The sequence below is a fragment of the Pseudarthrobacter woesei genome (assembly GCF_055412745.1).
On the sequence record NZ_JBVAYU010000002.1, the window covers coordinates 438,993 to 457,186 of the forward strand.

The window sequence follows — 18,194 nt, forward strand, 5'->3', positions numbered from 1 at the left end:
AAGCCCCGCAGCGGCCTCCCTGCATATGCTACGTCGGAAGGGTTGTGCGCGGGCTGAGAATACCTCTCGGGAATGATCCGCGCAGCAGCCGGCCCGCGGTACGGTGGAGATAAACCATGCTGGGGGCAGGGCAGGATGCTGGTCCCGGCAGCCGCTCCAGACCGACATGCAAAGGACCGCCATGAGTATCCCTCCCGTCCCGCCGGCCAACCCGGACGGCCCCGCGCCGGGCGAAAAGCCGACGCCCCAGTACGGCCAGAACGCGCCGGCCGCCCCCCAGTACGGCCAGAACGCCCCTGCCGCCCCCCAGTACGGCCAGGTCCCGCCCCAGTACGGGAAGTCCGAATACGGCCAGTCCCCCTACGCCCAGTACCCGTCCGGCCAGCCGCAGGGTCCCTCAGCCGCGCCAAAGCAGGTCAACACCGCATTTTGGCTCATCGTCGCCTCCGGCGTGGTGTGGGTAATCTCCCTGCTCGTCTCACTCGGGGCGTTGGAGAGCGCCGACATGCGGGACATGTTCGAGCAGCAGATGGCGGCTGCCGGCGGCGCCGACGTGACGTTCAATGACATCAAGCCGTTCCTGACCGGCACCATACTCGTCTTCGCCGCAATCGGCGCCGGACTCTACGCGCTCGTTGCTTTAAACATCCGCAAGGGCAAGAACTGGGCACGGATCCTTGGCACGGTTTTCGCTGCCTTGTCGGTTTTCAGCCTCTTTCCGCTGAGCCTCGCAACCCTGGCGGCCGTGCTCGGCATTGCCGGCATTGTGATGTTGTACCTGCCGGCGAACTCGCCCTACTTCAGCAAGCGGCAGCCGTTCGCCAATCCGTACGGACAGCCGGGCGGACCTTACTAAACAGGCAGGCACCAGCGCAGAGGGCGCAGGAGCCGGACGGTCTGACTAAAGCTAGTCGGCATCCTCCGGATTCTGCGCCCTTTGTGCGTGGTACGCGAGAATCTGGAGTTCGGTGGCCATATCCACCTTGCGCAGGTTGACCCCCGGCGGCACCTGGAGCATCACCGGGGCAAAGCTGAGGATGCTGCGGACGCCGGCAGCAATCACGCGGTCGCAGACGCTCTGCGCCGCCGCGGCCGGCAGTGCCAGCACCACCATGTTGGTACCGGTGCGCTGTAGCACCGGCTGAAGATCGGCTGCGTCGCTGACCCGAAGCCAGCCGACCTCACTGCCCACCACCATCTGGTCGGCGTCGAAGATCGCGACGATATCGAAGCCCCGGGATTCGAAGCCGCCGTACCGCGCGAGGGCCTTGCCGAGGTTGCCCGCACCGACAATCGCGACCTTCCAGTCATGTGTCAGGCCGAGGGCGGCGGCAATGTGCCGGTTGAGGTACTGGACTTCGTAGCCGACACCGCGAGTGCCGTAGGACCCGACGAAGGAGAGGTCCTTGCGGAGCGTCGAGGAACTGACACCCGAGGCTTCGGCCAGTGATTCGGAGGAGACGCGGTCCACACCTTCGGCCAGCAAGGTGGTCAGGGCGCGCAGGTAAATGGTCAGCCGGGATACGGCCGCGGGGGGAATCTGTTTGGCTGCAGTCCCTGTTCCCCCGGGTACCGCCTCGGGAGATGAATCCAGCGAAGTCACTATCTGCTCCATTGCGTCGCGTTGTGCCTTCCACTCTAGAGCCACTGCAGTTCGGCCAACAAAGCCGGGGGCTTTTGGGACCGCGGTGAGTCAGGTCCCTTGTTGAAGGGCCCGCCGCAGGGTCCGGTCCAGCCGGGCTTCGTCGATCTTCCAGAAATCCCGCTGGACTCCATCCACCAGCACCACCGGGATCTCCTCGGCATAGCGCTCACGCAACGCCGCGTCGTCGTCAACCGATTGTTCGCTCCAGCCGATCCCGAGGGCTTCTGTGACACGGCCGACTGCGGCGCGCGCGGCGGCGCAGAGGTGGCAGTCGGCTTTGGTGATCAGAACGACTTCGGGGAGGGGCGCGGGAGTGGGCATGGTTCCACGGTAGCCCGGCGGACCGTCCGGCGTCGACGCGCGGCACATCCGGTCCCGTCTCCGCGGCCCGGCCGACGGGAACCGGCTCCCGCATTGGCTAGACTCGAGGAATGCCCGAGGAGAAGTACGTCGCTGTGGCCGGACAGCCTGTTGCTCCGCCGCAGCAAGGCGAGGCCGCGTTCTTCGACGTCGATAACACCCTCATGCGGGGCGCCAGCCTGTTCCATGTGGCGCGCAAGATGCACCAGCGCGGGGCCTTCACCGTCCGGGAGGCCGCCGGTTTCGCGTGGAAGCAGCTCATGTTCGTGCTGCGCGGCGAGAACATGGATGATGTGCACGCCGTCCGCGACTCCGCCCTGACCCTGGCCGCCGGCATCACGGTGGAGGACGTCGAGGCGCTGGGTGAAGAGGTCTATGACGAGATGATCGAGTCCCGGATCTGGCCGGGTGCAAAGGCCCTCGCCGAGCAGCATCTCCGGGTGGGCCGCAAGGTCTGGCTCGTGACGGCGACGCCGATCGAGGTGGCTACCGTGATCTCCACGCGACTGGGCCTCACCGGCGCCCTCGGCACGGTGGGCGAGATCGTGGACGGGCGGTACACCGGCAGGCTGGTGGGCGACATCCTGCACGGCCCCGCCAAGGCAATCGCCGTCCGCGGGATCGCCGAGGCCGAGGGCCTGGACCTCGACCGCTGCTGGGCCTACAGCGACTCGCACAACGACATCCCGCTGCTGAGTATGGTGGGGCATCCCGTGGCCATCAACCCGGATTCGCGGCTGCGCCGGCACGCCCGGGAGCACAACTGGCCGGTCTACGACTTCCGCTCCGGTCGCCGCGCCGCGACCCTGGGCCTCAAGGCGGCCACTGCCGGCGGGGTCATCTACGGCCTCTGGCGGGGCTTCTCCCGCTTCCGCGGCCCCACCCTGTAGCTTCCGGGCCTTTCCTCCTGCGGATTCGCCCCGCCGCAGGGCCGCTTTTCGCTGCGCTTTCATCCACGCGCTACGTTTCCGGCCGAGCGCTACGCGGATCACAGCGTCGCTCGCGCGAACCCGCAGCGCTCGAAGGAATGCGCGTCGCCCGCCCGAACCCGCGTCGCACGCGCGAACCAGGCCCGAACCGGGCGCGAAAACCCCAAAGAAAATGCCCGCCGCCTGGAAGGCAACGGGCATTCACACTCTGCGAAGTATCTCTACTTCTTATTGCGACGCTGGTGGCGCGTCTTGCGAAGCAGCTTGCGGTGCTTCTTCTTGGCCATACGCTTGCGACGCTTCTTAATAACTGAACCCACGAAAGTTCCTTACCGGCTAGATGCAGTACCTGCCTGTTGGGAAGGGTCCGCGGGCTAAGCAGCAGACTGAAACAACGGACAGGTTCTTACAATGACGTAAAACGTTCCTTAACAGGGTACCGCCTCTCGGGGGCACACCACGACCGCAGGCACTCCCGGCGCCTGCAGTTGACAATTCCGGCCGCGGCAGATGCTGCGGCCGGACTCAGGCTGTTTCCGTGTGCCCGTCGACGACAGCACCCTTGAGGTACTGCTCGACGGCGTTCTCCGGCACCCGGTACGAGCGGCCGAAGCGGACAGCCGGCATCTCGCCGGAATGGACGAGACGGTACACGGTCATCTTGGACACGCGCATGACGTCCGCGACCTCAGCCACAGTCAAGAATCGTGCGTTGGAGAAATTAGCCTCCGAAGACATTTTCCCTATTCCTTTACTCAAGCGAACGGCAACCCCATTTGACTGACATGGCGGTGTGCCGATGCTGAGCCATCAAATAACCATGTGTTAGATACTCTAGGGGCTGATGGTGCCAATGTGAAAGGCCTCCGCAGTAATCCGCAGGGCTTTCCGCAGAAATCCTGCACCTGTCCAGCCCCGTGTCAGCCCCGGGTCCGCCGAGTGCGTGCCGAGGCAGCGAGCTGGCCAAGTACCGATGCCGTCACATCCCAGTCCATGCACGCGTCCGTGACACTCTGGCCGTAGACAAGCTCGTCCCGGCCGGCGGCGTGGTCCGTGACATCAAGATTCTGTGCCCCGCCGACGAGGAAACTCTCCAGCATGACGCCGGCGACGGCGGCTGCCGCCGGACCGCCATTCTCGAGCCGGGAACCGATTTCGAGGGCGACCTCCGCCTGGCGGTGGTGGTTCTTGCCGCTGTTGGCGTGGCTTGCATCCACGATCAGCCGCGGGTTCAGCTGCTTGGCGGCCAGCTTGGCAGTGGCGAGCTCGACGTCGGCCGCTGAGTAGTTGGGGCCCTTGTGTCCGCCCCGGAGGATAATGTGGGTGTCCGGATTGCCGGCAGTGGACACCAGCGCCGCCCGGCCCTCGCCGTCGATCCCGAGGAAAGCCTGGCCGGCGCCGGCGGCGCTGCACGCGTCGAGCGCCACCTGGAGGCCGCCGTCGGTCCCGTTCTTGAACCCGATCGGCATTGACAGCCCGGACGCCAGCTGGCGGTGGATCTGGCTTTCGGTGGTGCGGGCACCGATGGCGCCCCAGGAGACCAGGTCTGCCATGTACTGCGGGCTGATCGGTTCGAGGAACTCGGTGCCGGTGGGCAGGCCGAGAGCGGTGACCTGCCGCAGGAACCGGCGGGCGGCGCGCAACCCGCCGGCGATGTCGTGGCTGCCGTCGAGCCGCGGATCATTGATCAGACCCTTCCAGCCCACCGTAGTGCGGGGCTTTTCGAAGTAGGCACGCATGACGATCAGCAGGTCCTCCTTGTGCTTCTCCGCCTGGCTGACCAGCCGGCGTGCGTATTCCAGCCCGGCCTTGGGGTCGTGGATGGAGCACGGTCCCACAATCACCAGCAGGCGGTCATCGACGCCGTCCATGATGGCGCGGACCTCGTCCCGGCCCCTCGCAACGACGTCGGCCAGGCGGGGATCCAGCGGCAGTTCCGCCACCATGTCCTGCGGGGTGGGCAGCGGGGTGAACTCACTGACGCGCAGGTTTGAGGTGGACTGCCGGGATTCGGGGGCTGCTTCGATGCTCATGTGCGGGGTCCTGTTCCGGGGTGCGGAGCGGGCCCTGATCAGAGCCCGCCGGGAAATGGCGAAGGGCAGAGAATGATCTCTGCCCTGTTGGCTCTGAAGGAAGGTTGGATGCGTGTCAGTTAGACGCGGGCCCCTCCAGAGCCAACGAAAAATACGCATACCAACGGTTTGTCATGCCACGACGATAGCCCCGGTGTTGCCTCCGCGGCAAAACCCGCCGCGTAATATTCCTGCCTTGGCTGGCGGATCAGGCGGCAGGTCAGTCCCGTGGGCCCAGCCCGGCTTCTGCGTAGAAGCCCTCGATGTGGTCCGCGACCAACTGCGCCGCGCGGCCGCCGTCGCGGACGCTGATGGCCGCCAGAATTCCCCGGTGTTCCGCGCGGAGCCGGGCCGCGGTGGCGTTCCAGTCCGGCAGGTTTCCGGTGAGCCGGCCCGCGTAGTCCTGGATGGCTTCACGCAGGGAGCCCATCATGGCGCTGACGACGGCGTTGCCTGCGGCATCCGCGAGCGCCAGATGGAACCGGACATCGAGGGCCAGGAACGCCGCCGTGCCCTCGCAGCTTTCCATCTGTTCCAGCAGCCGCGCCGCCTCGGCGAGGGCCGGCGACTCCGGGCGCGCCCGGGATGCGGCCCAGGATTCCAGCAGCACCCGGGTCTCCACAATGTCCTTGACGGGCAGGTGCGAGGTGGCCACGTGCAGCCGGAGCGCGGAGCCCAGGGCCGCGGTGGGGTCGGCAATCACCACGGTGCCCGCGTCGGGGCCCGAACCCACCCCGGCCCGAAGCACCCCCATGGCTTCAAGGACCCGGATGGCCTCACGGACGGAGGTGCGGGAGACCTGGAGTTGCCCGGCTAGGGACCGCTCCGCCGGCAGCCGTCCGCCGAGGACCAGCTGACCGCTGGACAGCTGCCCCTCGATCCATTTCAGGACAAGCTGGTGCGTGCGCATGGCCCCATCCTACTTGATGTGGTTGGACCACACCCCTAGACTGTGGTTGGACCACAGGCCTGGTGGAGTTTCACCGGGCTCGCAGAACACCCAGGAACACGAGACCTGCCCGGAGGCAGCCATGACGCAGACGATCGAGCCCGGCAACCCCGAGGCGCCCACCACTCCCGCGGCCACCACACCCGACGGCCACCCGGCCGGTGCCGCGGCAGGGATTGTTCCCGCCGCCCTCAAGCGCCGCGTCCCCAAGTACTCGGACCTCGCGCCGCTCATGCAGTTCAAGAAACCCGAGTTCAGCCGGGCCGCCAGGCTGCGCCGGGCGAGCACCATCTGGGACCTCCGGGACATGGCCAAGCGCCGCACTCCCCGGGCCCCCTTCGACTACACCGACGGCGCCGCCGAAGCCGAGATCACCCTGCGCCGGGCCCGCCAGGCATTCCTGGACATCGAGTTCCGGCCCGGCATCCTGCGCGATGTCTCCCGCGTGGACCTCGGCACCGAAATCCTGGGCAAGCAGTCCCGCCTGCCCATGGGAATCGCCCCGACGGGCTTCACCCGGATGATGCAGTCCGAGGGCGAGTACGCGGGTTCCCGGGCGGCTGCGGCCGCCGGCATCCCGTACACGCTCTCCACCATGGGCACCGCATCGATCGAGGACGTGGCCGCGGCAGCGCCGGACGGCCGGAACTGGTTCCAGCTCTACCTGTGGACGGACCGGGACCGCTCGCTCGATCTCATCGAGCGCGCCGCCAAGGCCGGCAACGACACCCTCATGGTCACGGTGGATACTGCCGTCGCCGGGGCCAGGCTCCGCGACGTGCGCAACGGCATGACCATCCCGCCCGCGCTGACGCTCAAGACCGTGCTGGATGCCTCCTACCGCCCGGCCTGGTGGTTCAACTTCCTCACCCACGAGCCGCTGGCCTTCGCCTCGCTCTCGCGCTACACGGGAACGGTCGCGGACCTGATCAACTCCATGTTCGATCCCACGCTGACCTTCGCGGACCTCGACTGGCTGCGCGAGACCTGGAAAGGCAAGCTCGTGGTCAAAGGCATCCAGACCGTCGACGACGCCCGCAGGGTGGTGGACCATGGTGCGGACGGCGTGGTGCTCTCCAACCACGGCGGACGCCAACTGGACAGGGCGCCGATCCCGTTCCACCTGATCCCGGAGGTCTCCGCCGCGCTCCGGGCCGACAACAGCGACGCCGCGATCATCCTGGACACCGGCATCATGAGCGGCGCGGACATCATCGCGGCCCTGGCCCTGGGCGCCGACTTCACCCTGATCGGCCGCGCCTACCTCTACGGGCTGATGGCCGGCGGCCGGGCGGGCGTGGACCGGGCGATCCAGATCCTGGAAACCGATATGCTCCGCACCATGGCCCTGCTCGGCGTCAGCCGGATCTCCGAACTGACCCCCGACCACGTGCGGCTCCTCCCCCGCTGACCCGGTTCCGAACGGCTCACCCAAGTGACTGGCAGCAGGGGCTGTTCTGAGCGCCCATAACGGCCCCTGCTGCGTATTAGTTGGGCTATTTCTTGCGGCCGAATTTGGGCAGGCTGGCCAGCAGGTCCGCGGCTTTGGTGGCGGCGCGGCCCACCGTGCGGCCGATCTGCTGCGGCATCTTGTCCTCCCCGCCCGTGCCGACCGGGATCACGACGGCGGGGCTCAGCGGGCTGCCCGCGGGACGTCCGGCCAGCGCCCCGTCCGGAGGCTGTGGAACAGCCAGGACAGCGGCGGCGGCCCCGGCCAGGGTCTCCGCGACCGGCTGGGGCCGGGTGTCCGGAATCCGGGCCGGGGCGGCGGCGGCCGCCGCATGCCCGACGTCGAACGTCTCCAGCCAGCTGGCGATGCCGGCAAGGGGCTTCGTGTTCAGCGTGTAGTAGCGCTTCTGTCCCTGCGCGCGCATGCTGACGAGGTCCGCTTCGCGGAGGACCTTGAGATGTTTGGAAATGGTGGGCTGGCTTGCGTCGAGCTCCTGGACCAGTTCCCCCACTGCTTTGTCCCCCTTGCGGAGGGATACCAGAATGTCACGCCGGGTTGCCTCAGCAATGACGGCAAATACGTCGTCTGTCACCATGCCTCCACACTAGCGACATATACGCCGGATGGCATCCACTAATTGCGCCTCGAAGAAGCTAGTCGAACCAGGGGTCCAGGCCGTACAGCGGGAAGACTTCCTTGCGGGTGGCCATCACGGTGCGGTCCACTTCGTCGTTGGGGTCGAAGCCGACTTCCCAGGAGCGCCACCAGAGGTCGACGTCGTCGCCCATCATCCCGGGCGGTTCCACGCCGTACTTGGCCCCGTACTTGTCCTTCACATACGCACGCCAGTCCGCCGGGACCGGGGTGCGGAGCGGGACGGGACGGCCGGCCGCGATCCCGATCAGGTGGCTCCAGGACCGCGGGACAACGGTGATGACGTTGTAGCCGCCACCGCCCGTGGAGATCCAGCGGTTGTCGCAATAGCGGGCGGCGAGGTTGCCGATCGCGGCGGCGGCCTCGCGCTGGCCGTCGACGCTGATGTTGAGGTGGGTCAGCGGATCCAGCCGGTGGGAGTCGCAGCCGTGTTGGCTGACGATGACCTCGGGTTCGAAGGCGCCGACGAGCTGCGGCACAACGGCATGGAAGGCCCGGAGCCAGCCGCCGTCGCCCGTTCCGGCCGGCAGTGCCACGTTCACGGCGCTGCCCTGGGCGTTGGGGCCGCCGATCTCATTGGCGTAGCCCGTGCCCGGGAACAGCGTCAGCCCGGATTCGTGCAGGGAAATGGTCAGCACCCGCGGATCGTCCCAAAAGATGCTCTGGGTGCCGTCGCCGTGGTGGGCATCGATGTCGATGTACACGACACGCTGCAGACCGCCGTCGAGCAGCCGCTGGATCGCAAGGGCAGCGTCGTTGTAGATGCAGAAGCCGCTGGCACGTTCGCGGGCCGCGTGGTGCATGCCCCCGCCGAAGTTCACCGCACGGACCGCGCTGCCGTCCAGGATCGCGGCGGCGGCCAGCAGGGAGCCGCCGGCCAGCCGGGCGCTGGCTTCGTGCATGCCGGTAAACGCCGGATCGTCCTCGGTACCCAGCCCCCGCGCTTCGTCCGGGGTGTCCGGGTCAGCACTGACGCGCCGGACGGCCGCGACGAATTCCGGGCTGTGGACCGTGCACAGCTCGGCGTCGCTGGCCACGTCCGGGGCCGACACTGTCACATGGTCCAGGTCCAGCAGCCCCAGGCTGCGGGCCAGCCGTGCCGTGAGTTCCATCCGCTCCGGCGCCATCGGGTGGCTGTGTCCGAAGTTGTAGGCGGTCATGGCTGGGTCCCACACCACCGTCGTTGGCAGTGCGGTCTGAGCGAGCCCGGGCAGGTATGTCATCAATCACAGGCTACCCGAGCGTTGTGCCCTGCTCCCCAGTCATTGCGCGGGGTTTAGTGGTTTACTACTGAAGGAAACAGTTTCAAGCGAGGATATGCCACACATGACGCAAAGCCAGTCGAGGTCCACAAGCCCGGCAAGCTGGCACCCCGGCGCTCCGGAGCGGGAAGGCCTGTGGATCTTCACACGCCTTCGCGACTTCATCGACAATATCGCCAACACCTCCCCGGCCCGGCTGGCATTGACCGCGTTCGGCGTCGTGATCCTGGTCTTCACCGTCCTGCTCTCCCTGCCGGTGTCCTCCGCCACGGGAGGTCCCACTCCCCTGCACCAGGCCCTCTTCACCGCGGTGTCCGCCGTCTGTGTCACGGGCCTGACCGTGGTGTCCACGGCGGTGCACTGGTCCTTCTTCGGCCAGCTCGTCATCCTCATCGGTATTTTCGTGGGCGGCCTTGGCACCCTGACGCTGGCCTCGCTGCTGGCCCTCATGGTGAGCAAGAAACTGGGAGTCCGGGGCAAGCTGATCGCCCAGGAGGCCATGAACGCCGGCCGCCTCGGCGAGGTCGGCACCCTGTTGCGGATCGTCATCGTGACGTCCGTGGTCATCGAGGCCGCCCTGGCAGTGGCGCTGATTCCCCGTTTCCTGGCCCTCGGGGAAAGCTTCGGTCAGTCGGTCTGGCACGGCGTGTTCTATTCAATTTCCGCGTTCAACAACGCCGGCTTCACTCCGCACTCGGACGGCATCGTCCCGTATGAGACCGATCTGTGGATCCTCGTCCCGCTTATGGTCGGCGTTTTCCTCGGCAGCCTGGGTTTCCCCGTGGTGATGGTGCTCCAGCAGAACGGCCTGAACTGGAAGAAATGGAACCTGCACACCAAGCTGACCATCCAGGTGTCCCTCATCCTCCTCGCCGTCGGCACCGTGTTTTGGGGGCTGTTGGAATGGGAGAACATACGCACCATCGGCGACATGAACGTGGGCGACAAGATCACACATTCGCTGTTCGCGTCCGTGATGACGCGCTCCGGCGGCTTCAACCTGGTGGATCAGAACCAGATGGATTCCACGACGATGCTGCTGACCGACGCCCTGATGTTCGCCGGCGGCGGCTCGGCGTCGACGGCCGGCGGCATCAAGGTGACCACCATTGCCGTGATGTTCCTGGCCATCGTGGCTGAGGCCCGCGGCGACTCGGACGTGAAGATTTACGGCCGAACGATCCCGGAGGGCACCATGCGGGTCGCCATTTCCGTGATCGTCGCGGGTGCCACGCTCGTCTCGGTCTCGGCCCTGCTGCTGCTTCACATCAGCGGCGCGTCCCTGGACCGTGTGCTTTTTGAGACCATTTCCGCCTTCGCCACGGTGGGCCTCAGCACGAACCTCAGTGCCGAGCTGCCGCCGTCGGGGGTCTACGTCCTCGCCGCCCTGATGTTTGCCGGGCGCGTCGGGACCGTTACCCTTGCCGCCGCCCTGGCCCTGCGCCAGCGCAGCCAGCTGTACCACTACCCGGAAGAGAGACCGATAATTGGCTAATTCCTCAGGCGCCGTTAACCGCCCCGCCCACAATTCCCCGGTGCTGGTGATCGGGCTTGGCCGCTTCGGCGCATCCACCGCCGAGCAGCTCGTCAAGCAGGGCCGCGAGGTGCTCGCGATCGAACGCGACCGGTCCCTGGTGCAGAAGTGGGCCAGCGTCCTGACGCACGTGGTGGAGGCCGATGCCACCAACATCGATGCCCTCCGCCAGCTGGGCGCGCAGGAGTTCAGCTCCGCCGTCGTGGGCGTGGGCACCTCGATCGAGTCCTCGGTGCTGATCACGGTGAACCTCGTGGACCTCGGCATCGAGCACCTCTGGGTCAAGGCCATCACGCCCTCGCACGGCAAGATCCTCACCCGGATCGGCGCCAACCACGTGATCTACCCGGAGGCCGACGCCGGCGTCCGCGCCGCGCACCTGGTTTCCGGCCGCATGCTGGATTTCATCGAGTTCGACGACGATTTCGCGATCGTGAAGATGTACCCGCCGCGCGAAACCGTGGGCTTCACCCTGGACGAATCCAAGGTCCGCTCCAAGTACGGCGTCACGATTGTGGGCGTGAAATCCCCGGGGGAGGACTTCACCTATGCCCGGCCGGAGACGAAGGTGTCCTCACGGGACATGCTCATTGTGTCCGGGCACGTGGATCTGCTGGAACGGTTCGCCGCGCGGCCGTAGCGTCTCCTCGACTGCCGGCGGCTAGGCGAGCTGCTTCGTGATCTCCCCGGCGCGGGCGGCGGCGGCGCGGGCGCCGTCGGCAATGATCGCCGGCAGTCCGCGCTCGTCAAAGGTGGCGATGGCGCGTTCGGTGGTGCCGTTCGGGCTCGTGACCGCCTTGCGCAGCGCCGTCGGGTCCGCGCCCGGCTCGGCCAGCATCAGGCCGGCTCCGGCGACCGTTTCCCGCGCCAGCAGCAGCGACAGCTCCGGGTCGAGGCCCAGTTCGACGCCGGCCGCAGCCATCGCTTCGGCCAGATAGAACGCGTACGCAGGGCCCGAACCGCTGATCGCGGACAGGGCGTCCACCTGCTCTTCGCGGATCTCGACGACGGTTCCGACCGCGGAGAGGATGTCCTTGGCCCGCTGGAGCTGCTCGGCGGAGCAGCTGGTCCCCGGCGACACCGAGACGACGCCGCGGCCCAGTTTCGCGGGTGTGTTGGGCATGGTGCGGATCACGGGCTGGCCGGCCGGGAGTGCCGCTTCCAGCTGCTCGATCGAGACGGCGGCGGCGACGCTGATGACGATGGTGTCCGGTGCCAACGAATCACTGATTTCCCAGGCCAGGTCCGCGATGCCCACGGGCTTGACGCCCAGGATAACGACGTCCGAACCGGTGGCTGCCTGTTTGTTGTTCTCAGGCTCTTCCTCACCAGCGATGGCCGTGATGCCGTGGTGCCGTTCGGCAAGTTCGGCGGCGCGTTCGGCGCGGCGGACGGTGGCGACGATGTCCGAGGGGTCGGTGCCGCCCTCGATCAGTCCACCCATAATTGCCTCGTTCATTGACCCACAGCCCAGGAATGCGATTCGTTTGCTCATGCCCCCATCATTGCAGTCCGTCCCGATTCACAGCCAGCGCACATGCTCGGCGCAGCCTGTTCACAAACTCCGGAACTAACGTGGTGGCTACCTCATTGAGGGTGCGAGTGATACGGCGGACATGCGGATGTCCGCCCGGTACCGGTGGTCTGCAGCGGGTTTTCCCCCATTTTCCCGCAGCGGGCGGCCGGTGCCTTCACTGTTTAACGGCAGCATTGGTGGGGCCGGTGGCTTTGAACCCGTCCCGACGCATTTCCAGCCAACGCACAGGCAAATCTGCTGGAACACCCAAGATCGGCGCCTACCGTTGAAAGTGCCTCAACCAAGGTGCGAGTGATGATAGTCGGCCCTCCGGGACCGGCGCGGCGCCGGGTGGCAGCAGAGGAGTTCCCCCAATTCCTTCTGCGAAGCCGCCCGGCGCTTACTCTTTTTAACTCGCCATTCAGGTTTCCTTGCCAGAAATCACGACATCCCAGGACCCGCCCACCGACTGGCGGCTGACTGGGCTTTGGTTGACGACGCGTCCGGTGCCTCTGCGTCCGGTCCATGAAGCACAGCGGGAGGCCCCTCAACGACGTGCAGCACGGGCTCCAGCGGGCCCTCGAAGACCAGTTGGTCCAGGCGTCGGAGAATGAGCCCTTCACGCAATGCCCAGGGGCAGATCTCCATGCTCGGGAATTCGAACAGCTCAAGGGCGGCTTCGGCCACCAGGGCACCAGCCAGCAGTTGCGGGGCACGGGCTTCAGAGACACCGGGGAGGTGCAGCCGGTCCTCCACCTCCATCGCCGAGATGCGCTGGGCCCAGAGCCCCACGTCCGCGGCGAAGAGTTCGCGCTTCACATAGGGGCCGGCGCCGCTGGGTGCGGCCCCCGCGATGCGGGCCAGCGAGCGGAAGGTCTTGGAGGTGCCCGCCACATGGTTCGCCTTGCCCAGCTTCTCGAAGTCCCGCACCACCGGCTTGAGCGTGGCCCTGATATAGCGGCGCAGCTCCTTGACACTCTTGGCCGAGGGCGGGTCCTCGGCCAGCCAGTCCCGGGTGAGCCGGCTCGCTCCGAGCGGGACGGACGTCGCGAGTTCGGGGAGTTCGTCCTCCCCGTAGGCCATCTCGAAGGATCCGCCGCCGATGTCCAGGTTCAGGATGGCTCCGGCGCCCCAGCCGTACCAGCGGCGGACGGCGAAGAAAGTCATGGAGGCTTCTTCGCTGCCGCTGAGTTCCCGAAGCGTGACCGTGGTTTCGTGCTTGACGCGGGCCAGTACCGCGGGCCCGTTGGTGGCCTCGCGGATGGCCGAGGTACAGAATGCCAGCAGGTCATCGGCCTTGTGTTTCGCCGCGAATTCCCAGGCCTCAAGGACAAATTCGATCAGCTCATGCTGGCCGGCGTCGTTGATGCTGCCGTCGCCCTCGAGGAACTGCACGAGGGACAGCGGGCGCTTGTGCGACGCGAAGGGCACCGGGCGCGCGCCGGGGTGGGCGTCCACCAGCAGAAGGTGGACAGTGTTGGAGCCGATGTCGAGGACGCCTAAACGCATGCTGCCATTATTCCCCTCGCGGCAGCGGCTGGCCTAACTGCTAGGCCCGGTCGACGTCATCCTCGGGAGCGTCAGCCGGATCTTCGCTCGGCTTGAAGTCGCGGCGGATGTTAGCCACGCCCTCCGGATCGATTTCGAAGCCGAAGGCGGCACCAGGGTTGATGACCATGCCGAGTTCTTCCCCGAGGTTGCCGAGGACCGCGGCGCCCTGGGTGCCCAGCACGTTGGGGGCGGCGGCCAGGTACTGCTCGGCGACGCGGCTCGGGTGGGAGAAGACGGCCAGGACAGGCTTCCCGGATGAGTTTGCGAGCACGAGAGGCTCGACCTGGGCATCGGGGCCCTCAAGCGCATCGGAACTGACGATGTAGACCTCGTTGTTGAGGAAGGCGAGGATGACGTCAACCGGGTTGGCGTCCGGCTGCTCCCCCCGGGCGAGCTTCTCTTCGAGGTCGTTCAGCGGCTGGAGGTCCAAGTGATCGGGCTGTTCAGTCATGTTCCTACTCGATCACGTTGCGCCCGGCACCGCAAACGCGAAGTCGCCGGTCAGCTGCGGGTCCGCAACACGAGGTCGCCGGAAACCTGCCGGTTCGCTGGAAACTTCCGGCGAACCCGCACGTTACCGGCGACCTCGGGGCGGCGGCCGAGGGCTGACCCGGTGCGGCGGCCTACTTCTTCGCGGCGGCCTTGCGGGCGGGCGCCTTGCGGGCCGTCGTCGTGCGCTTGACCGGTCCCTTGGCGCGCTTCTCTGCGAGGAGTTCGACGGCGCGTTCCCGGGTCAGCTCCTCCAGCGCGGTGGTGCGCGGGACGGTGATATTGGTGATGCCGTCGGTGATGTACGGGCCGAAGCGGCCTTCCTTCACCACGATGTTCTTCTCCGAGACCGGGTCGGGCCCGAACTCGGCCAGCGGCGGCACGGCGGCGCGGGCCCCGCGCTGCTTGGGCTGGGAGTAGATCTCCTGCGCCTGTTCCAGCGTGATCGTGAAGATTTCCTCTTCCGAGCCGATGGACCGCGAGTCCGTGCCCTTCTTCAGGTACGGACCGAAGCGGCCGTTCTGGACGGTGATCGGGTTGCCTTCGGCGTCCTGGCCGAGCACCCGGGGCAGGCTCATGAGCTGCAGGGCCTCGTCCAGGGTGACGGTGTCCACGCCCATGGAGGCGAACAGGGAGCCGGTGCGCGGCTTGGCCTTGACGGGCTTCTTCGGCGGTTTCGGCTTGCCGTTTTTGTAGTACTCCACCGGCTGGTTGGCGATCTGCTCCTCTGTCATCTCGGGGATGACCTCGGTGACGTAGGCGCCGTAACGCCCGTTCTTGGCGACGACGGTGTGCCCCGTGTGCGGGTCCGCGCCAAGCACCCGCTCCTCGGGGGCCGCGGTTTCCATCAGCTCAATCGCCTTGGCGGCCGTGAGTTCGTCCGGGGCCAGGTCCTCGGGGACGTTGGCGCGGGCAGCCTCGACGACTTCGCCGGTCTTCGGATCCACCGTCGGGACGGAGCTTTCCAGATACGGGCCGAACTTGCCCACGCGCAAGGTGATGCCGTCGGTGATCGGAATGGAGTTGATATCGCGGGCGTCGATCTCACCGAGGTTGTTGACGATGCTCAGCAGGCCGGGTTCGGAATCTTCACCAAAGTAGAAGTGCTTGAGCCAGGTGGTGCCGGTGGCCTGGCCGTTGGCGATCTTGTCCAGGTCCGCCTCCATGTCGGCCGTGAACTCGTAATCCACGTAGTCGTGGAAGTGCTGTTCGAGCAACCGGACCACGGAGAACGCGATCCAGCTGGGAACCAGCGCGGAACCCTGCTTCCGGACGTAGCCGCGGTCCTGGATCGTGGAGATGGTGGAGGCATAGGTGGACGGGCGTCCGATGCCCTTCTTTTCCAGCTCTGCGGTCAGCGACGCTTCCGTGAACCGCGGCGGCGGCGAGGTCTCGTGGCCGACGGCGACAATCTCCGAGGCGGTGAGGGCATCGTCCTTCGCCACGTTCGGCAGCCGGCGTGCTTCCTCGGAGTCGTCGTCGCCACGGCTTTCGTCCTTCCCTTCTTCGTAGGCGGCAAGGAAGCCGGGGAAGGTAATGACGGTGCCGGAGGCTGAGAATTCGGCGTCCCTGCGATCGCCCGCTCCGCCGATAGTCACAGCGCCGAGCCGGATCGTGGCGGTGGAGCCCTTGGCATCGGCCATCTGCGAGGCGACGGTGCGCTTCCAGATGAGCTCGTAGAGCCGGAATTCGTCGCCCGAGAGCTGCTTGGCCACCTGGGCGGGGGTGCGGAAGGAGTCACCGGCGGGGCGGATGGCCTCGTGGGCCTCCTGCGCATTGGCCGCCTTGCCGCTGTAGACGCGCGGCGACGCCGGGACGTACTCCGGGCCGTACAGCTCGGACGCCTGGCGCCGCGCGGCCGTGATGGCCTCGTTGCTCAGCGCGGAGGAGTCCGTACGCATATAGGTGATGTAGCCGTTTTCGTAGAGGCGCTGGGCCACCTGCATGGTGCTCTTCGAGGAGAAGCGGAGCTTGCGGCCGGCCTCCTGCTGCAGCGTGGAGGTGGTGAAGGGAGCGGTCGGACGGCGGGTGTACGGCTTGGTGTCGACGGAGCGGACGCGGAAATCGGCGTCCTGCAGGCCCGCCGACAGCGACGTGGCGAGTTCCTCGTTGAGGTGCACGACGTTGCGCGAGGTGAGCTCGCCGGTGTCGTTGAAGTCGCGGCCGCTGGCCACCTTGGCGCCGTCGACCATGGCCAGTTTTGCCTTGAAGGAGCCGGAACCGGCGCCGAACTGGCCTGTCAGGTCCCAGTACGAGGCGGCCCGGAACGCCATCCGCTCCCGCTCGCGGTCCACCACCATGCGGGTCACGACGGACTGCACACGCCCCGCGGACAGTCCGCGCGCCACCTTGCGCCACAGCACCGGGGAGATCTCGTAGCCGTAGAGGCGGTCCAATACGCGGCGGGTTTCCTGCGCATCGACCAGGTCCTGGTCCACATCGCGCAGGTTGTCCATGGCGCGGTGGATGGCTTCCTTGGTAATTTCACCGAAGGTCATCCGGTAGACCGGAACCTTGGGCTTGAGGACCTCCAGCAGGTGCCACGCGATGGCCTCGCCCTCGCGGTCCCCATCGGTTGCGAGGTAGAGAGCGTCAGCGTCTTTGAGCTGGGCCTTGAGTTCGGCGACCTTTTTCTTCTTGTCCGGAGACACCACGTAGTAGGGCTTGAAGTCATTTTCGATGTCGACGGCGAACTTACCCACCGACGTCTTCTTCAAATCCGCGGGGAGCTCCGAAGGCTGCGGGAGGTCGCGGATGTGACCAATGGAGGCCTCAACGATGAAACCCTCGCCGAGGTACTTGGCGATGGTCTTGCTCTTGGCGGGAGACTCCACGATCACGAGTTTCTTGCCGGTTTTGGCCTTGCTTGGCACGGTGCTCCTACAGAAAAAGGTTGCTCGGGCAGATGCGCCCATACCCGCCTAGTTCACCATATTATTGCGGGTTCCCGCGCATTCAGGTGGAAAACTCAGGTCTCCGGCCCCGATTTCCGGACGTAATGAAGCGACCCGTCCCGGCACCGCGAGGATCAGCCTCAGGCGGGACCGGCAGCCTTTCCGGCGGGGCCCGCGGCCGCCTCTGCCGGCGACGTTGCAGCCGCCTTTGCGGCGGCCGGGCCGCGGTCATCCGGAATCATCGACCACATGGTCGCCATCCGCTGCGTACCTTCCGGAATGTGGTCCGGCTCCTCCAGCTCATAGTCCTTCAGGAGGTCGAAGAGCCTCTCATTCAGCTCGGCCCGCTGGGCCGGTGTCAGGTACAGCAGGTTGCTGGCCAGCACCACGGAGGAGGGGCCGTCCACGGGTTCGCCGCGCTGGCGGCGCTCGTCCCGGGTCTTGGCGTAGGCGTTGACGCGGCGGCGGAAGGCGTCAAGCTCCAGGTCCAGCACGGCGAACTCCGGGCTCGCCACTCCCCCGCCCGACTTGATGGTGAAGTCCGTACCGGCGGCCTGCCAGCGGCGTTCACGGGCGTCGCCGGCGGTGGCGGCCGGCACCACGATGCCCCATTTCTGCAGTGCGCGCAGGTGATAGCTCATGGCGCTTGGGGTGAGGCCCGTCTGCGCCGCGAGTTCGGTGGCCGTCCGGCTCACCTGGGTTGCGTACAGTTCGGAAATGACTTCCAGCCGGGCGGCATGGGCCAAAGCCCGGATCGCCTTCGGGTCGGCGATTTCCACTTTCTTTTCCGGGCGCTGCCGGCGTTTGGCGGCCGGGGGCGCCGGGGACTCGGCCGTTGGGGTTTCTGCATTCACCCCATCAGTCTACCGAGCGTCGTCAAACTCTGAAA

At 66.9% G+C, this 18,194-nt stretch carries 18 protein-coding genes; 5 read left to right on the forward strand and 13 right to left on the reverse strand.

The genetic code is table 11. The features are described from left to right. Nucleotides 1-181: 181 nt before the first annotated feature. On the forward strand, nt 182-856 hold the full coding sequence (locus ACZYZE_RS05140; protein ID WP_463906611.1) for a hypothetical protein: 675 nt from the start codon (nt 182-184) through the stop codon (nt 854-856). Nucleotides 857-907: 51 nt separating this feature from the next. Here ACZYZE_RS05140 and ACZYZE_RS05145 read toward each other — a convergent pair whose 3' ends face one another. Together ACZYZE_RS05145 and ACZYZE_RS05150 are read right to left on the reverse strand one after the other, a co-directional pair. Then, nucleotides 908-1,603 (reverse strand): redox-sensing transcriptional repressor Rex, encoded by a 696-nt coding sequence (locus tag ACZYZE_RS05145; protein WP_459317430.1) that lies wholly within the window; start codon nt 1,601-1,603, stop codon nt 908-910. A gap of 90 nt (nt 1,604-1,693) precedes the next feature. Then, nucleotides 1,694-1,966: a glutaredoxin family protein gene (locus tag ACZYZE_RS05150; protein WP_459317429.1), complete on the reverse strand. Its 273-nt coding sequence runs from the start codon at nt 1,964-1,966 to the stop codon at nt 1,694-1,696. A gap of 110 nt (nt 1,967-2,076) precedes the next feature. Here ACZYZE_RS05150 and ACZYZE_RS05155 point away from each other — a divergent pair, with 110 nt between their 5' ends. Then, complete coding sequence (locus ACZYZE_RS05155) at nt 2,077-2,895, forward strand: HAD family hydrolase (protein ID WP_459317428.1); 819 nt, start codon at nt 2,077-2,079, stop codon at nt 2,893-2,895. Nucleotides 2,896-3,155: 260 nt separating this feature from the next. Here the strand turns inward: ACZYZE_RS05155 and ACZYZE_RS05160 are convergent, their stop codons facing one another. From ACZYZE_RS05160 to ACZYZE_RS05175, 4 genes are all read right to left on the reverse strand, one after another. Next, nucleotides 3,156-3,254: a 30S ribosomal protein bS22 gene (locus tag ACZYZE_RS05160; protein ID WP_003792170.1), complete on the reverse strand. Its 99-nt coding sequence runs from the start codon at nt 3,252-3,254 to the stop codon at nt 3,156-3,158. Nucleotides 3,255-3,459: 205 nt separating this feature from the next. Further along, on the reverse strand, nt 3,460-3,672 hold the full coding sequence (locus ACZYZE_RS05165) for a helix-turn-helix domain-containing protein (RefSeq protein ID WP_138768374.1): 213 nt from the start codon (nt 3,670-3,672) through the stop codon (nt 3,460-3,462). Between the two features lie 182 nt (nt 3,673-3,854). Continuing rightward, nucleotides 3,855-4,967: a 3-deoxy-7-phosphoheptulonate synthase gene (locus ACZYZE_RS05170; protein ID WP_459317427.1), complete on the reverse strand. Its 1,113-nt coding sequence runs from the start codon at nt 4,965-4,967 to the stop codon at nt 3,855-3,857. Between the two features lie 259 nt (nt 4,968-5,226). Further along, on the reverse strand, nt 5,227-5,916 hold the full coding sequence (locus tag ACZYZE_RS05175; RefSeq protein ID WP_459317426.1) for a FadR/GntR family transcriptional regulator: 690 nt from the start codon (nt 5,914-5,916) through the stop codon (nt 5,227-5,229). Between the two features lie 121 nt (nt 5,917-6,037). On the opposite strand from ACZYZE_RS05175, the gene ACZYZE_RS05180 reads away from it, so the two are divergent. Continuing rightward, complete coding sequence (locus ACZYZE_RS05180; RefSeq protein ID WP_463906613.1) at nt 6,038-7,366, forward strand: alpha-hydroxy acid oxidase; 1,329 nt, start codon at nt 6,038-6,040, stop codon at nt 7,364-7,366. A gap of 85 nt (nt 7,367-7,451) precedes the next feature. Here the strand turns inward: ACZYZE_RS05180 and ACZYZE_RS05185 are convergent, their stop codons facing one another. Together ACZYZE_RS05185 and ACZYZE_RS05190 are read right to left on the reverse strand one after the other, a co-directional pair. Further along, nucleotides 7,452-8,000, reverse strand: coding sequence for an ArsR/SmtB family transcription factor (locus ACZYZE_RS05185; RefSeq protein ID WP_463906615.1), 549 nt, complete (start codon nt 7,998-8,000; stop codon nt 7,452-7,454). 58 nt (nt 8,001-8,058) lie between these two features. Further along, complete coding sequence (locus tag ACZYZE_RS05190; protein ID WP_463906618.1) at nt 8,059-9,282, reverse strand: acetoin utilization protein AcuC; 1,224 nt, start codon at nt 9,280-9,282, stop codon at nt 8,059-8,061. A 103-nt stretch (nt 9,283-9,385) separates the two neighbouring features. On the opposite strand from ACZYZE_RS05190, the gene ACZYZE_RS05195 reads away from it, so the two are divergent. Together ACZYZE_RS05195 and ACZYZE_RS05200 are read left to right on the forward strand one after the other, a co-directional pair. Next, the gene (locus ACZYZE_RS05195; RefSeq protein WP_459317422.1) at nt 9,386-10,816 is read left to right on the forward strand and encodes a TrkH family potassium uptake protein; all 1,431 of its coding nucleotides are present in this window, start codon (nt 9,386-9,388) and stop codon (nt 10,814-10,816) included. A 40-nt stretch (nt 10,817-10,856) separates the two neighbouring features. Further along, complete coding sequence (locus ACZYZE_RS05200) at nt 10,857-11,495, forward strand: potassium channel family protein (protein ID WP_028277721.1); 639 nt, start codon at nt 10,857-10,859, stop codon at nt 11,493-11,495. Between the two features lie 21 nt (nt 11,496-11,516). Here ACZYZE_RS05200 and proC read toward each other — a convergent pair whose 3' ends face one another. From proC to ACZYZE_RS05225, 5 genes are all read right to left on the reverse strand, one after another. Continuing rightward, a complete protein-coding gene (gene proC / locus ACZYZE_RS05205; protein ID WP_463906620.1) occupies nt 11,517-12,350 on the reverse strand; it encodes a pyrroline-5-carboxylate reductase in 834 nt (277 codons plus the stop codon). Between the two features lie 462 nt (nt 12,351-12,812). After that, on the reverse strand, nt 12,813-13,880 hold the full coding sequence (locus tag ACZYZE_RS05210; protein WP_459317420.1) for a Ppx/GppA phosphatase family protein: 1,068 nt from the start codon (nt 13,878-13,880) through the stop codon (nt 12,813-12,815). A 40-nt stretch (nt 13,881-13,920) separates the two neighbouring features. Then, nucleotides 13,921-14,373 (reverse strand): SseB family protein, encoded by a 453-nt coding sequence (locus ACZYZE_RS05215; RefSeq protein WP_459317419.1) that lies wholly within the window; start codon nt 14,371-14,373, stop codon nt 13,921-13,923. Between the two features lie 172 nt (nt 14,374-14,545). Then, entirely contained in the window at nt 14,546-17,284 is a 2,739-nt protein-coding gene (topA, locus tag ACZYZE_RS05220) for a type I DNA topoisomerase (protein WP_459317418.1), read from the reverse strand. 161 nt (nt 17,285-17,445) lie between these two features. Next, a complete protein-coding gene (locus ACZYZE_RS05225; protein ID WP_459317417.1) occupies nt 17,446-18,159 on the reverse strand; it encodes an ArsR/SmtB family transcription factor in 714 nt (237 codons plus the stop codon). Between the last annotated feature and the right edge of the window lie 35 nt (nt 18,160-18,194).